This window comes from Mycobacterium sp. E342 (assembly GCF_001667665.1).
GTDB lineage: Bacteria > Actinomycetota > Actinomycetes > Mycobacteriales > Mycobacteriaceae > Mycobacterium.
This window is the reverse complement of the sequence record NZ_LZJM01000322.1, coordinates 23,858-39,355: the sequence shown is the minus strand read 5'-3', so window position 1 is coordinate 39,355 and position 15,498 is coordinate 23,858. Positions and strand designations below refer to the sequence as shown.

The window sequence follows — 15,498 nt, the reverse complement described above, 5'->3', positions numbered from 1 at the left end:
CGGATTTCACCGACGGGGCATACCGTGGTTTGGCCCCCACATCGAAGGAGAAGCCATGGCACGAACCGAAGGTGACAGCTGGGACCTGGCCAACAGCGTGGGAGCGACGGCCACCATGGTCGCCGCCGCCCGGGCCGCCGCCAGCAAGCGTCCGCAGCCGGTCATCACCGACGACTTCGCCGAGCCGCTGGTGCGCGCCGTCGGGTTGGACGTGTTCACCAGGCTGGCCAGCGGCGAACTCGATCCCGACGACCTCGAGCGAAGCGTCGGGTTTGCCCGCATGGTCGACACGTTCGCCGCCCGCGCGCGGTACTTCGACGACTATTTCGCCGCGGCCGGGCAGGCGGGCCTGCTCCAGGTGGTGATCGTGGCCTCGGGCCTGGATTCCCGCGCCTACCGGCTGCGCTGGCCGATCGGGACGATCGTGTACGAGATCGACCAGCCCGAGGTCATCGCGTTCAAGGCGGCGACGATGTCGGAGATCGGGGCGGCACCCACCGCCAAGCTCCGCGAGGTCGGCATCGATTTGCGCGACGATTGGCCGGCGGCGCTTCAGGAGGCGGGCTTCGATCCGGCCCATCCCACGGCATGGCTGGCCGAGGGCGTGCTCATCGGATGGCTCCCGCCGGAGGCCGAGATTCGGCTGCTGGACTCCATCATCCCGCTGTCGGCCGAGGGCAGCCGGTTCGCCGCCGACTACGGCACGGTGACCGGCACGTCGCCGGCAGCCCGGGAGCAGGCCAGGCTCATGACCGAGGGCTGGCGGCGACACGGCCTCGAGATGGACCTGACCAGCTTGACGTATCCGGGCGAGCACACCGACGTCGCCGCGCATCTGCACGAAAACGGCTGGGAAACCACCGAATCCGGGCTCACCGACCTGTTCTCCACCGCCGGGCTGCCGGAGTTGGGGCCCGCCGCGGAGCAGGTCCCGGCGACCACCATCAAATTCGTGCGGGCCGTGCGGCTCTAGCCGCGCTTGGCCAGCCACTCGGCCTGCATCACCAGCAGGGCCATCACCTCCAGCTGCGGGGTCGCCGGGTCCAGTTCGCGGTACCGCTGATAGACGTTGACGACGACGCGCTCGGCATCCAGCCAGGTCGCGTACTCGCCGAGGTCGATCGTGTCGGCCGCCTCCGACCACGACAGTCCGCGGCGGTAGGCGGCCTCGGCTTGTTCGGAGACCTGCGCGAGATAGCCACGCACAGCGCGGATTCCGTCGGGGTCGCTGACGGGGCCGTGGCCGGGCACCACCGTGGGCGCGTCCAGCGCGATCATCGCGTCGCACGCGGCGATCCAGTTGGCGATCGGCCCGGCCCACACGATGGGGGTGCAGCCGATGAACAGCAGGTCGCCACCGAAGAGCACACCCGCGTCGGGCACGTGCACCACCGAATCGGCGGCGGTGTGCGCTGGGCCCAAGTTCAGCAGGTCGATGCGCCGCCCGCCCACCTCGATGGTCAGCTCGCGGTCGAACGTCTGATCCGCGTTGCGCACCGTGATGCCGCTGAAGTCGAAGTGCCCGAAGCGGTCTCGGGCGTAGGGGGTAGCGACCGGGCCCAGGTTCGCGGTCTGCGCCATCGCCAGCATCTCGGGTGCCATCCCGTGCGCGATCTCGTCGGCCGTGCCCCGCGCGGCGATGATCCGGACCGAGGGATCGAGCAGCTGGTTGCCGTGGGTGTGGTCGCCGTTGGAGTGGGTGATCAGCGCCTCGGTGATGGGTGCCGCGGCGGTGATGTCCCGCATGGCGCCCAGCATTTCGCGGGTCAACGCCAGGTCGAACAGGGTGTCGACGAGCAGCGACGCACCGTCGCCGGCGACCAGCCCAGCGTTGCTCCACCCGTAACCGCCGTCGGGCAGGGTCCACGCCCAGACCCGATCGGCGACCCGGTGCAGGCCGCGGGTGTACGGCACCTTCGCGGGCGCCCGATTCACCCGCGGCGCCGCTGGCTCGGCGTCGGGATTGCGTCGGGCCGCCAACGGATGCGGTGCGGCGCTGGCGCGCACGGTCTGTCGGGTCTCCCCGAGTCCCTCGACCTGGAGCGTGACGACGTCGCCGTCGTGCAGCCAGCCGGGGAACGAGTCCAGCGCCACCGGGTTCAGGTGTTCGACCAGCGTGCAGGTTGGCACCGTTCCGGAGCCTATGACGTCGCCCGGGACGAGCGTCACGCCCCGCGAGGCGTAGGAGATGACTTCGCCGAAGGTCCAATCCATCTGGGCGGTCGAACCCGTCCCGATCACGGCATCGTTGACCAGGGCGGTCACCCGCAGGTCCAGCCTGCCCTCCCGCCGGTACGGCTCGAGTTCGTCGGGTGTCACCAGGTAGGGGCCCAGGGTGACGCCGCTGTCTTTGCCCTTGCCCTGCCCGATGCCCAGTTGGCTCTCCAGTTGCTGCAGGTCGCGTGCCGACCAGTCGTTGAAGATGGTATAGCCGATGATCGCCCGCTCGGCTTCGTCGACGGTCAAGTCCCGCCCGCCGGCGCCGATGATCGCGGCGATCTCCAATTCGAAGTCCTGCCAAGCGCTTCCGGGGGCGGTGGGGGCATCGTCGTAGGGCCCCAGAACCGTTGCGGGGCAGGCGAAATAGAACGCCGGTATCCGGTACCAGGTGTCGGCGAGCGTCGGCCCGGCGCCCAGCGCGGCCTGGCAGTTGCGCATGTGATCGAGAAAGCACAACGAGTCGCGGATGGACGGTGGGCGCGGGATCGGCGCCAACAGCCGCGCTTCGCCCACGGGCACTGTCGCCGCCGGGGCGCGCAGCGCCTCCTCGCCGGCCGCACGCAATCCCTCGGCGCCGCGGCCGACCAGGTCGAGCAGCGTCACGCCCGCGGGCATCGCGTGGATGGCGTCACCGGAGAGCACCCCGGTGCGTTCACCGTCGGCGCCAAGGTAGGTCACCCATTTCATTCCCGCACCACCTCACTCGGGTCCTTGTCCGGCCGCAGCCCACGCCAACTCGATTGGCGCAACCGGTCATCCGGGGTCCATTCGCTGTAGCGCACTTCGCCGACCAGCACCGGCTCGACATAGGTCACACCCCTGGCCTCGCTACGGGGAAGCGGCGGGGTGAAGGGAGATTCGTCGGTGTGCAGTGGCGCCAGCGTCTTCTTCAGGCTCGCCAGGTCGCGTTCGGTGAACCCGGTGCCGACCCGCCCGGCGAAGTGCAGCCCCCGTTCGGTGGGGATGCCCATCAGCAGCGAGCCGATGCCGCTGCTGCGGCCGCCCTCCCCGGCCTTCCAGCCGCCGATGACGACTTCCTGTGTGTTCCAATGCTTGTCCTTGATCCAGGACGCCGAGCGTCGGCCCGGCTGATAGGTGGAGTCGCGTTTCTTGGCGACCACGCCCTCCCAGCCGTGCTCGCGGGAGTGCTCCAGCGCCTGTTTCCCATCCCCCGGCAACAGCTCGGGGACGATGAGGTCACTGCCACCGGCCAGCGTCTCCAACAGTTTCCGGCGGTCTTGGTAGCGGGCCCGCAGCAGCGAACGTCCGTCGAGATACAGCACATCGAACGCCCAGAACTCCACGCGGCTGCCGCGGCCGCGGTTCTGCATCGCATGAAAGCTCGGCACCCCGGCGGCGTCCAGGACGACGGCCTCCCCGTCGAGCACCACGTGGTGTTCGGCGAGATCGGCTGCCAGAGCGCGTAATTGGGGGTATTCGCCGGTGACCTCCCGGCCCCGCCGGGACCGCACCCGCAGGTCTCCGTGGTCGATCTCGACCAGCAGCCGGTAGCCGTCCCACTTGCCTTCGAAGGCCCACTGGCTCGCCTTGCACCTCGCCACCGAGCCGTGGGTGGCGAGCATGGGCGCTATCCCGTCGAAGTCGAAGACCTTCTGGTCCTTCATCCGGTGCGCCAACCACTGGTCACCCTTGGTTTGGATCAGCGCATAGCGCCCGGAGACCCTCCTGCCGCGCAGGTTGACGATGACCTCGTCCTCACGGAACTTCTCCGCCTCATAGGTGCCGGAGTCCCAGATGACCACCTTCCCGGCCCCGTATTCCCCCTTGGGGATGTTGCCCTCGAAGGCGGCGTACTCCAGCGGGTGATCCTCGGTGTGGACCGCCAGATGGTTCACCGAGGTGGTTTCGGGCAGGTTCTTCGGCACCGCCCACGACACCAGCACGCCGTCGCGCTCCAACCGGAAGTCGTAGTGCAGCCGGCGGGTGTGGTGTTCCTGAATGACGAACGTATTGCCGTGACCGGTAGCGGGTTTCGTCCGCGGGACGGGTTCGGGGGTCTTCGACGCGTCCCGCATGCTGCGGTACCTGGTCAGCCGGTCCGGGACGGCGACGTCGTTGTCCAGGGCCGCCAGCAGGTCGCCGTCGCGAGCGACACGGGCCAGCACCTCGTCGTAGCGCAGTTGGCGCAGCGATGCCGGGTCGTCGATCTCCGCCCAGGTGCGCGGCGCCGCGACCGTCGGGTGTTCGCGTCCGCGCAACGAGTACGGTGCGATGGTCGTTTTCGATCCGTTGTTCTGGCTCCAGTCGAGGAAGATCTTGCCCGCCCGCAAGCTGCGGGTCATCGTGGATGTGACGAGCTCGGGCATCGACTTCTCCAGTTGCTGGGCAACCCGTTTCGCCAACACGGTCGCGCCCTTGCTGCTCACCGGTTCCGCCAGCGGGGCGTAGAGGTGCAGGCCCTTGCTGCCGCTGGTGAGCGGGAACAGGGTCAGCCCGATCCCGTCGATCAGGTCGCGCACGGCACGGGCCACCTCGGCCAGCTGGGCCATCCTGACGCCTTCGCCGGGGTCGAGGTCGAAGACCAATCGGGTCGCCGGGCCGGGCTTGAGTTCTTCGGCCTTGCTCCGGGTCCACTGGGCGACGAACCGCCACTGCGGCACGTGCACTTCCAGCGCGGCCTGCTGCGCGATCCAGGCCAGACCCTCGGGGCTATCGATGATCGGATAGGTCGTGGTCCCGGAGCGGTGCGTGACGCTGCCGCGCGGCAGCCAGTCCGGCGCCGACGCGGCCAGCTGCTTTTCGAAGAAGGCGTCCTGCTCGACGCCGTTGGGCCAGCGCTTGCGGGTGGCCGGGCGCCCCGCGATGTGCGGGATCATCACCTCGGCGATGCGGGTGTAGTAGTCGAAGACGTCCCGCTTCGTGGTCCCGGTGGCGGGGTAGAGCACCTTGTCGGCGTTGGTCAGCTTCACCCGCGGTGCCATGAGAGTCAACTTACGCGTGTGAGCAGCGCTTACTCGTTCCCACCACTGCATATGTCTCAAACGTAAATTTTTGTGACGTCAACCACGAAGGGGTTAGACGCGCCGAAAGGCCGGGCACCGAAGACGGATGCGCATATTGTCCCGGCGTCCAGAATGTGGCGTCCCCCTCAGCAATGCCACCCTCCGACTGCACTCCCGGCGAATCGCCGTACCCACATACGAGAGATCGGCCCTCCAGCGTGGCGTCGTTCACATCGGCGCGGGCAATTTCCACCGCGCGCATCAGGCCGTCTACTTCGATGACCTTGCCCGCGCGGGCATTTCGGATCGGTGGGGGGTCACCGGCGTCAGCCTCCACTCCCCGACTGCCAAGGACTTGCTGTCCGCGCAGGATGGGCTTTACACCGTGGTGCAGCGCGGCCACGACCGCCAGAGCGCCCGCGTCGTCGGCTCGATCGGCTCGGTGCACTACGCACCGAACGATTGCGCGGCGGTGCGTGCCGCGCTGGCAGATCCCCAGACCCGCATAGTCAGCCTGACCATCACCGACACCGGATACTTCCTGGATCCGGTCACCGACGAGTTCGATGCCGACCACCCCGACGTCCGCGCCGACCTCGTCGCGTCCGGTGGCTACGCCACCGCGTGGGGATATCTGGCCGAAGCTCTCGACCGGCGCCGCCGCGCGGGCGTGGCGCCGTTCACCGTGCTCTGCTGTGACAACGTTCCCGGCGACACCCGGCCGGCGAGAACCGCGCTGGTGTCGTTCGCCGCCCTGAAGGACCCCGGGCTTGCCCATTGGATCGAGAAGCATGTCGCGTTCCCGTCGACAATGGTCGATCGCATCACCCCGCAAACCTCGAAGTCGGAGCGCAAGTTCGTCGAGCAGACGTTCGGCGTGGCCGACAGGTGTCCGGTCGTGACCGAGCCGTATCGCCAATGGGTGATCGAGGATTCCTTCAGCAACGGGCGGCCGCCGCTCGAGGAGGTCGGTGCCGAATTCGTCGCCGATGTCAGCGACCACAAGCTGATCAAGACGCGTCTTCTCAACGGCACCCATATCGCGCTCGCGTGTTTGGCCATCTTGGCCGGTTACCAGCGCACCGACGAAGCGATGCGGGACCGGGTGATATTCGACTACGTCGAGAAGCTCCTGCGCGACGAGATTCAGCCACTGCTGCCCGCCGTCCCGGGGATGAACACACCCGAATACCGGGCCAGCTTGCTCGATCGGCTCGGCAATCCCCAGATGAGTGACCAATTGTCGCGGCTGGCCAGGCGGGGAACGAGCAAGATTACGTCGTTTGTGCTGCCCTCCCTGCAGGATGCGATCGCGCAGGGGAGGCCGCATACGCTGCTGATGTTGGCCGTTGCCGGCTGGGCCCGGTACATGCGCGGGCACGACCTGCAGGGGCGCAAGCTCCGCCTGGAAGACTCACAGGCGATACCGGTGGGCAGGTTGGCCAACATGGCAGGCAACAAACCTGATCCGCTGCTGCGGCACGCGATGTTCGCCGAGCTACGGGCGGTTCCGGGGTTTGCGGAGCGCCTCGGCGACATGATCAGGCGTATCGACACACGCGGTGTGGTGCCCACGCTGCGTGACGGGATGCGCAACGACGAGCGGGAGCTGGTGTCACGATGAGCAATGAACTCTCTGGGCTGACCTTTGTGCGCACATTCGATCCTGCGCCGATCACGACCCTGCTGTGCGACGCCGACGACAACCTGTTCGCCTCGGAGCGGCCGGCGTTCGAGGCGTCGACGGAGGTGATGAATCGTTTCCTGGCCAGGTTCGGCGTGACCGCTCCGCTCGACTCGGAGGAGTTGCGTAAGCGGGCCGTCGGGAAGAACTTCCGCGCCATGGCTCTGGACCTGGCGGTCCAGTGCCGCCTGCCGCTCGATCAGACGTTGGCCGGCTGCCTTCCCGAGGCGGTGGTCGCCTCAGTCGGTGACGCGGCGGAGGGCAACGCGTTGTCCGCCGACGAACTCGAGCAGTGGGTGCGCGAAGAGCGCGAACGGGTCACCGCGCATCTGGCGGTGACCCTGACGCCCGACCCGCGGGTGCTCGAGCCGCTGCGCGACCTGGCGCCGCACTACGCGCTGGCGGCCGTCAGCTCCAGCGCCACCGGGCGCCTGCGTGCCTGCTTCGCCGCCACCGGCATCGACGCGCTCATAGCGGAGGCGGTGACTTTCAGCGCCGAGGATTCACTGCCGACACCGACCAGCAAGCCCGACCCGGCGGTGTATCTGCATTCCGGTCAGGTGATGGGCGTCGCGGCGGAACAAGGGCTGGCCATCGAGGATTCCGTGGCCGGCGTGCGTTCCGCGATCGCAGCCGGCTATGCGACCGTGGGCAACCTGATGTTCGTCCCCCCCGACGAACAAGATTGCCGCCGAGCGGATTTGATCGACGCCGGCGCAGTCGCGATAACCGATTCGTGGCGCGCTCTAGCCGACGTCCTGTTGTCGTCGGCCGTGCCGGCCGGCGGTTCCGCGCTCACGTAGGGCTTCGGCCGGTCGTTTGTCGCTGGGCTTCGGCCCGCGGCTGTCATACCGTCGAGAGGTGCCACCGCCCGGTGACGATCCGGGCGGTGGGCCGGTGAGGAGTTGGCCAATGGTGGCTAGCGCGATCAGCCTGAACAACGCGTCGCTTTCGAAACTGCCGATCGAGGCGCCCAACTATGACCGGCGCAGCGTGACCGTCGGCATCGCGCATATCGGCGCCGGGCACTTCCACCGCGCGCACCAGGCCGCCTACATCAACCTGCTGCTGCAGCAGGGCCTGGCGCGCGATTGGGGCATCTGCGGGATAGGGGTGATGCCCTCCGACTGGACCATGCGCGACGTCCTCAACGGTCAGGACGGGCTGTACACGCTGATCTTGGAGAACCCCAACGGCAGCCGGGACGCCCAGGTGATCGGCTCGATCGTGGATTACCGCTACGCCCCCGACGACCCGGAATCGGCGTTGGAGGTGCTCGCCGCGGCATCCACCCGGATCATCTCGCTGACCATCACCGAAGGCGGGTACCGCGACCCGGACGGGCCCGCGTTCACGTTGATCACCGCGGCGCTCGCCAAACGGCGCGATCGCGGAATCCCCGCGCCGACAATCGTCTCCTGCGACAACATCGAGAACAACGGTGAGGTCGCCAGGCGCACCGTGCTTGCCAGCGCCGAACGCGTAGATCCCACGCTGGCCGAGTGGGTGGCAGAACACGCCCGCTTCCCCAGTTCGATGGTCGACCGCATCACTCCCGCAACGACTTTGGAGATGGCCGCGGAAGTGCGGCGCGACTTCGGCGTCGACGACCGGTGGCCGGTGGTGGCCGAACCGTTCAGCGCCTGGGTGATCGAGGACGACTTCGCCGACGGCCGTCCCCCGCTCGAGCAAGCGGGGGTGCTGCTGGTCGACGATGTACGCCCGTACGAGCTGATGAAGCTGCGGCTGCTCAACGCCGGGCATCAGTGCCTGGCCTACTTCGCCCACCTGTGCGGCTTCCAGTACGTCCACGAGGCGGCGCGCGATCCGCTGTTCGCCGAATTCCTGCTCTCCTACTTCGACAACGAGGCCATCCCGACGCTGCCGCCGGTGCCGGGAATCGACCTACACCAATACGCCCGCACGCTGGTCGAGCGGTTCGCCAATCCGGCCGTGCGCGACACCGTCGCCCGGCTGTGTGCCTACTCGTCCGACCGCATCCCGAAATGGCTGTTTCCGGTCATCTGCGACAACCTTGCCGCCGACGGACCGGTTCGACTCGCGGCCGCCGCGGTGGCCAGCTGGGCGCGCTACGCCGAGGGCACCGACGAATGGGGCAGGCCGTACGAGGTGGTGGATCAGCTTGCGGATTCGCTCATCCCGATCGCCAGGTCGCAATACCAGAACCCCACCGCGTTCATTGAGGTCACCGCGATGTTCTGCGATCTCCCCCACCAGCCACGGTTTGTCGAGGCGTACCGCTGGGCGCTGGATTCGTTGCACGGCAAGGGAGCTCGGGCGACGCTGGAGGCTTTGGTGCGATGACCCGCGGGCTGGTGATCGGCGAGTCGCTGATCGATATCGTCGAGGGTGACGAGTACGTCGGCGGCAGTCCGCTCAACGTCGCCGTCGGACTCGCACGGCTGGGCCGTGAGGTCGACTTCCTGACCCACATCGCCGACGACCCGTACGGCCGGCGCATCGCCGAACACGTGAAAGCAGCTGGCGCGCGCCTTGTTTCGGGCAGCATTGCGGCCACCCGGACGCCGACCGCCGTAGCGACCATCGCCGAGGACGGGTCTGCCGACTATGTGTTCGATCTGGACTGGCGGCTCTCCGGCGCACCCGCGGCTGCGCCGCCGCTGTTCGTGCACACCGGGTCGATCGCCGCCACGCGCGAGCCGGGCTGCCTCGCGGTCGCGGCGTTGATCGACACCTACCGCGATTCCGCCACGGTCACCTTCGACCCGAACGTGCGCCCGTCGCTGACCGCCGACCCCGCGTTGGCGCGTGCGCGGGTCGAGCACCTCGTCGCGCGCAGCGACATCGTCAAAGTCAGCGACGAGGACCTGCGCTGGATCGAGCCCGGTCACGAGCCGGAACAGACGGCCAGGGGGTGGTTGGCATCGGGACCCGCGGTCATCGCGGTGACCATGGGGGCCCGCGGTTCGCGGGCGTTCTGCGCGGCCGGCGAGGTCCAGGTCGCGGCGAAACGGGCCAGGGTTGTCGACACCGTCGGTGCCGGCGACGCCTTCATGGTCGGCCTGCTCGACTCGATGTGGGAGATGAACCTGCTCGGCGCCGACCGGCGGGCCGCGCTGGCCCGGATCGAGCCCGACGCCCTGACCGCCGCCCTCGGGACGGCCAGCGCCGTGTCGGCTTTGACAGTCGCCCGGGCCGGCGCCGACCTGCCGGATCGGGCCGCCCTTCGGGCTCAATTGACCTCTGCCTCTGGCGGTTTCACGTAGCCCTACGCCGGGGTACTACACCGGGCCAATCCGGCCCGGCGAATCCCGGCGGAATGCCGCAGAATCCCAGGTCATTGGCCTGTCACGCTGTTTTCCCAGCGCCGGTGTGGGCATACTGACTTACATGCGCTCCATCTGGAAGGGCTCGATCGCGTTCGGGCTGGTCAATGTCCCGGTCAAGGTGTACAGCGCCACCCAGGACCACGACATCAAGTTTCATCAGGTGCACGCCAAGGACAACGGCCGCATCCGGTACCAGCGCGTCTGCGAGTTGGACGGCGAGGTCGTCGAATACCGCGACATCGCCCGCGCCTTCGAATCCGACGACGGCCAGATGGTCATCATCACCGACGACGACATCTCCACCTTGCCCGAAGAACGCAGCCGCGAGATCGAGGTGCTGGAGTTCGTTCCCGCCGAGGAGGTCGATCCGATGCTGTTCGACCGCAGCTACTTCCTGGAGCCGGACTCCAAGTCGTCGAAATCCTATGTGCTGCTGGCGAAAACGCTCGCCGAGACCGATCGGATGGCGATCGTCCACTTCACGCTGCGCAACAAGACGCGGCTGGCGGCGTTGCGCGTCAAGGACTTCGGCAAGCGGGACGTGATGATGGTGCACACCCTGCTGTGGCCCGACGAGATCCGCGACCCCGACTTTCCGGTGCTCGACAAGGAGGTCGAGATCAAGCCCGCGGAATTGAAGATGGCGGGCCAGGTCGTGGAGTCGATGGCCGAGGACTTCAACCCCGACCGCTATCACGACACCTATCAGGAGCAGCTGCAGGAGCTGATCGACGCGAAACTCGAAGGCGGCGAGGCGTTCACCACCGAGGAGCAACCGAAGGAGCTCGACGAGACCGAGGACGTCTCCGACCTGCTGGCCAAGCTGGAGGCCAGCGTCAAGGCGCGCTCCGGCGACGGCAAGGCTCCTGCCAAGAAGGCACCGGCCAGGAAGACCGCCGCCAAGAAGACCACGGTGAAGAAAGCCACGGCGAAGAAGGCACCGGCCAAGAAGGCCGCATCCAAAGCCTGACGCGTATCCCCCGCGGGCGCTCAGCGACTTCGAGCGGCGAAGAAGCGGGTGGCCCCCGCGATCAGGTTGATCACCGCGACGATGAGGATCAGGCTCAGGGCCGCACCCCAGATGCGCAGGAAGCCGGCGTGCTCGGGGTTGGTGAGCTCGGTGTAGATCAGCAGCGGCAGCGAGGCCATGTTGCCGTGGAAGATGTCGGTGTTGATCGATCGGCTGTAGCCGACCAGCACCAGCACCGGGGCGGTTTCGCCGATCACCCGCGCGACCGACAGCAGGATGCCGGAGACGATGCCGGGCATCGCGATCGGGAACACGATCCGCGTGATGGTCTTCCATTTGGGAACGCCGAGCGCGTAGCTGGCCTCCCGCAGATCGTCGGGCACCAACCGCAGCATCTCCTCCGCGGACCGGACCACCACCGGCAGCATCAGCAGGACCAGCGCCAGCGACACGGCGAACGAGCTCTGCTGGAAGCCTAGGGTCGCGATCCAGAGGCTGAAGATGAACAGCGCCGCCACGATCGAGGGCACCCCGGCGAGCACGTCGACCATGAACGTCGTGAGACGCACCAGCCGGCCGGACCCGTACTCCACCAGGAAGACCGCGGTCATCAACCCCAGCGGGACGGACAGCAGGGCGGCCACCCCCGCCTGCACCACGGTTCCGTACAGCGCGTGATAGACGCCACCGGCGAATTGCTCCGGCAAGATTCCGCGCAGCGAGTGGGTCCACCACGTCGACCGGGTGACCGCGTACCAGCCCCGGGCCACCACGACCGACAGCACCCAGACCAGCGGCACCAGCGCGCCCAGGAACGAGGCGACGAAGAAGGCCGTCGCGGCGTTGTTCGTGAGCCGGCGCCGGATGCTGACGGGCCGGAACGCCTGGGCCTTGACCGGCCGGTCAAAGGTTTCGACCGCGGAGCTCATCCGTTGACCTTCCCGCCGGCGATGGCGCGAGCCAGCGCGTTGACGACGAACGTCAAGACGAACAACGCGAACCCGGCGGCGATGTAGGCCCCGGTGGGCAAAGGTTCGCTGAATTCGGCCGCCGCGGAGGCGATCTTCGAGGCGAACGTGTACCCGCCGTCGAACAGCGACCAATTGCCCGGGCGTGCGGCGGAGCGCAAGATGATCAGCACGGCGACGGTCTCACCCAGCGCGCGCCCCAGCCCCAGCATCGACGCCGCGATGACACCACTGCGGCCGAACGGCAGCACGGTCATCCGCACCACCTCCCACTTGGTGGCGCCCAGCGCCTGCGCCGCTTCCATCTGCATGGGCGGGGTCTGCCGGAACACCTCGCGCGAGACCGACGTGATGATCGGCAGGATCATCGCCGACAGCACGATGCCCGCGGTGAAGATGGTGCCGCCACCGGCCAGTGACACGTTGCCCTGCTTGAACAGGAAGAACCAGCCCAGGTTGCGGTTGAGGAACGCCGCGATGGGCTCGATGTTGGGCGCCAGCACGAAGATGCCCCACAACCCGAAGATGATCGAGGGCACCGCGGCCAGCAGGTCCACGATGGCCCCGAACGGGCGGGCCAGCCGCTTGGGCGCGTACTGGGTGAGAAACACCGCGATCCCGACCGCCACCGGCACCGCCACCGCCAGGGCGGTCAGCGAACTCAGCACGGTCACCATCAACAGGTCGCGGATGCCGAACGCGAGCTTCCCCGCGTCGGTGGTGCTGAACTGCGCGCTGGTGAAGAAGTTCGCGTGGTTGGCCCGTAGCGACGGAACGGCACGAATCAGCAGGAAGACCGCGATCAGCAGGATCGCGACCACGATCGTCGACCCGGCAGCGGCAGCCGCGAGTTTGAAAAGCCGGTCGCCCTGCCGAGTCGACGGCGCACTCAGCGTCTTCAGCTCGGGCTTTTTCGGGGTCGACGGGCTGGCTACCGCTCCACGGGTCACGACCACCTCAGATCACGTGATGGCGTTGATTGAGGCCGACAGTCTCGACTTGAACGAATCCGGGATGGGGATGTACCCATTGTCGGCCAGGCCATTCTGCCCCGCACCGATCGTACTTTCCAGGAATGCCTTCACCGCGGTGCCGACCTGGGGATCGGGATACTTCGAGCAAACGATCTCATACGTCGCCAGCACGATCGGGTAAGACCCCGGCTGGGTCGGCTTGTAGAAGGAGAGCGTGTCGAGGACCAGGTCGTTGCCCTGCCCGCTGATCTTGGCTCCGGAAATCGTCTTGCCGACCGAGTCGGCGCTGATCGCCACGGCGTCCGGCCCGGCCGACGTGACGACCTTGGCCATGTTGAGCTTCTGCGCCTGGGCGAACGACCACTCGTTGTAGGTGATGGACCCCTCGGTGGCCTTGATCGCCGCCGACGTGCCGTCGTTGCCCTTGGCGCCCTCGCCGACGCCGCCCTTGAACGTCTTGCCGGTGCCCTTGCCCCAGGCGCCGTTGGAGGCGGCGTCGAGGTACTTCTGGAAGTTGTCCGTCGTGCCGGATTCGTCGTTGCGGAACACCACGTGGATCGGCTCGGCGGGCAGCGTGACACCGGGGTTGAGCGCCGCGATGGCCGGGTCATTCCAGGTCGTGATGGCGCCGTTGAAGATTTTCGCCGCCGTGGGACCGTCGACGCTCAGCGAACTCAGGCCCTTGACGTTGTAGGTGATCGCGATCGGACCGAAGACGACCGGCAGATTCCATGCCGGCGAGCCGCACCGCTGCTGCGCCGCGGCGTATTCCTTGGGGGCGAGCGGCGAGTCCGATCCACCGAAATCGGTTTGGTTGCCGTTGAATTCACTGATTCCCGCGCCTGAGCCGTTGGCCGTGTAGTTCAACGTCTGGCCGGGGCAGGCCTGCTCGAAGGCGTTGACGAAGCGGGTCATCGCGTTCGCCTGGGCGGTCGACCCGCTGGCCTTCAGCGTCTTCTTCCCGCCGCAGCTGACCTTGCCCGCCGACGAACCGCTGGTCGCGCTTCCGCTACTGGCGTTGTTGTCACTTCCGCAGCCCGACAACACCAGCGCACCGGCGGTCACGACGCTCAGCGCGGCACCGAATCGGTTGAGTTTCAAGTCACTTCCTAACGGTAGGGATGAAACGTGATTGTCGACGTTCTGCCAGCCGCTGTGGGGCGGCCAGCCGTCGCTCGCAGCAAGGAAGCTAACAGCACGAAGGTTAACGACGGGCAAATTGCTGTCGGCTGATTGTCGCTGGCCAGGACAGCTTTGCGGGTGGGCCGCAGGCCGTTGCGAGCAGCTCACGAGATGGCGTTGATCGCCGCGGACAACCGGGACCTGAACGAGTCGGGGACGGGGATGTAGCCGTTGTCCGCCAAACCGTTCTGCCCCGCGCCGATGGTGCTCTGCAGGAAGGCCTTCACGGCCGCGCCGACCTGGGGATCGGCGTACTTCGAGCAGACGATCTCATACGTCGCCAGCACGATCGGGTACGAACCGGGCTGGGTCGGCTTGTAGAAGGAGTAGGTGTCGACGACCAGGTCGTTGCCCTCCTCGGTGAAGTCGGCGCCGGCGATCGTCTTGCCGACCGAGCTCGCGTCGATCGCCACCGCCTCGGGACCGGCCGACGTGATGACCTTGGCCATGTTGAGCTTCTGCGCCAGGGCAAACGACCACTCGTTATAGGTGATCGCCCCTTGGGTGGCCTTGACCGCAGCCGACGTGCCGTCGTTGCCTCTGACGCCCTCGCCGACACCACCGTTGAACGTCTTCCCGATGCCCTTGTCCCAGGCTCCGTTGCCGGCCGAGTCCAGGTACTTCTGGAAGTTGTCCGTGGTACCGGACTGATCGTTGCGAAAGATCACCCGGATGGGCTCGGCGGGAAACGCGACGCCCGGGTTCAATGCCTGAATCGCGGGGTCGTTCCACGTGCTGATGGCGCCCTTGAATATTTTGGCGGCGGTCGGGCCGTCCAGATTCAGTGACGTCACCCCCGCAACGTTGTAGGTAATCGCGATGGGTCCGAACACCACCGGCAAATTCCACGCCGGCGAACCGCAGCGCTGCTGTGCCGCGAAGTACTCGATGGGGGCCAGCGGCGAGTCCGACCCCGCGAAATCCGTCTGCTTCCCGGTGAATTCGCCGATCCCCGCGCCCGAACCGTTGGGCGTGTAGTTCAGCGTCTGGCCCGGGCAGGCCTGCTCGAACGCCTTGATGAAGCGGGTCATCGCGTTGGCCTGGGCGGTCGAGCCGCTGGCCTTCAGCGCCTTCGTCCCACCACAGCTCACCCTGACGGGCGACGTGCCGGGCCCGGCGCTTTTCCCCGCCGCGTTGTCGTTGGTCCCGCAGGCCGCCACCACCACGGCAGCAGCGGTCAGGACACTCAGCGCAGCGCCAAAGCGATTCAGGCCCAATAGAATCCC

The 15,498-nt window shown here is 67.5% G+C and carries 12 protein-coding genes; 6 read left to right on the top strand and 6 right to left on the bottom strand.

All coding sequences use genetic code 11. The annotated features are described in order from the left end of the window. The first annotated feature begins 55 nt into the window (after positions 1–55). Positions 56–973: an SAM-dependent methyltransferase gene (locus A5692_RS26440; RefSeq protein ID WP_068062133.1), complete on the top strand. Its 918-nt coding sequence runs from the start codon at positions 56–58 to the stop codon at positions 971–973. Here the strand turns inward: A5692_RS26440 and A5692_RS26435 are convergent. Continuing rightward, a complete protein-coding gene (locus tag A5692_RS26435) occupies positions 970–2,907 on the bottom strand; it encodes a fumarylacetoacetate hydrolase family protein (RefSeq protein WP_068062130.1) in 1,938 nt (645 codons plus the stop codon). The two genes, A5692_RS26440 and A5692_RS26435, sit on opposite strands and share 4 nt — an antisense overlap. Then, positions 2,904–5,162, bottom strand: a complete 2,259-nt coding sequence (locus tag A5692_RS26430; protein ID WP_068062127.1) for an ATP-dependent DNA ligase — start codon at positions 5,160–5,162, stop codon at positions 2,904–2,906. The genes A5692_RS26435 and A5692_RS26430 overlap by 4 nt, the downstream gene beginning before the upstream one ends. A gap of 127 nt (positions 5,163–5,289) precedes the next feature. Here A5692_RS26430 and A5692_RS26425 point away from each other — a divergent pair, with 127 nt between their 5' ends. The 5 genes from A5692_RS26425 to A5692_RS26405 all read left to right on the top strand — a co-directional run bounded on the left by A5692_RS26425 (position 5,290) and on the right by A5692_RS26405 (position 11,148). Further along, a complete protein-coding gene (locus A5692_RS26425) occupies positions 5,290–6,807 on the top strand; it encodes a mannitol dehydrogenase family protein (RefSeq protein WP_068062124.1) in 1,518 nt (505 codons plus the stop codon). Further along, complete coding sequence (locus A5692_RS26420; protein WP_068062121.1) at positions 6,804–7,670, top strand: HAD family phosphatase; 867 nt, start codon at positions 6,804–6,806, stop codon at positions 7,668–7,670. The genes A5692_RS26425 and A5692_RS26420 overlap by 4 nt, the downstream gene beginning before the upstream one ends. A gap of 109 nt (positions 7,671–7,779) precedes the next feature. After that, entirely contained in the window at positions 7,780–9,192 is a 1,413-nt protein-coding gene (locus A5692_RS26415; RefSeq protein ID WP_068062119.1) for a mannitol dehydrogenase family protein, read from the top strand. Continuing rightward, positions 9,189–10,115, top strand: a complete 927-nt coding sequence (locus tag A5692_RS26410) for a carbohydrate kinase (RefSeq protein WP_068062112.1) — start codon at positions 9,189–9,191, stop codon at positions 10,113–10,115. Before A5692_RS26415 ends, A5692_RS26410 begins: the two co-directional genes overlap by 4 nt. A 124-nt stretch (positions 10,116–10,239) precedes the next feature. Continuing rightward, on the top strand, positions 10,240–11,148 hold the full coding sequence (locus A5692_RS26405; protein ID WP_068062191.1) for a Ku protein: 909 nt from the start codon (positions 10,240–10,242) through the stop codon (positions 11,146–11,148). Between the two features lie 20 nt (positions 11,149–11,168). On the opposite strand, the gene pstA is transcribed toward A5692_RS26405, so the two are convergent. The 4 genes from pstA to pstS (A5692_RS26385) form a co-directional block, all read right to left on the bottom strand. Continuing rightward, positions 11,169–12,077: a phosphate ABC transporter permease PstA gene (pstA, locus tag A5692_RS26400; RefSeq protein ID WP_068062103.1), complete on the bottom strand. Its 909-nt coding sequence runs from the start codon at positions 12,075–12,077 to the stop codon at positions 11,169–11,171. After that, entirely contained in the window at positions 12,074–13,018 is a 945-nt protein-coding gene (gene pstC, locus A5692_RS26395) for a phosphate ABC transporter permease subunit PstC (protein ID WP_068062189.1), read from the bottom strand. Before pstC ends, pstA begins: the two co-directional genes overlap by 4 nt. A 60-nt stretch (positions 13,019–13,078) precedes the next feature. After that, positions 13,079–14,191, bottom strand: coding sequence for a phosphate ABC transporter substrate-binding protein PstS (gene pstS / locus A5692_RS26390; RefSeq protein ID WP_068062100.1), 1,113 nt, complete (start codon positions 14,189–14,191; stop codon positions 13,079–13,081). Positions 14,192–14,376: 185 nt separating this feature from the next. Beyond that, entirely contained in the window at positions 14,377–15,489 is a 1,113-nt protein-coding gene (gene pstS, locus A5692_RS26385; RefSeq protein WP_068062097.1) for a phosphate ABC transporter substrate-binding protein PstS, read from the bottom strand. Positions 15,490–15,498: the final 9 nt, after the last annotated feature.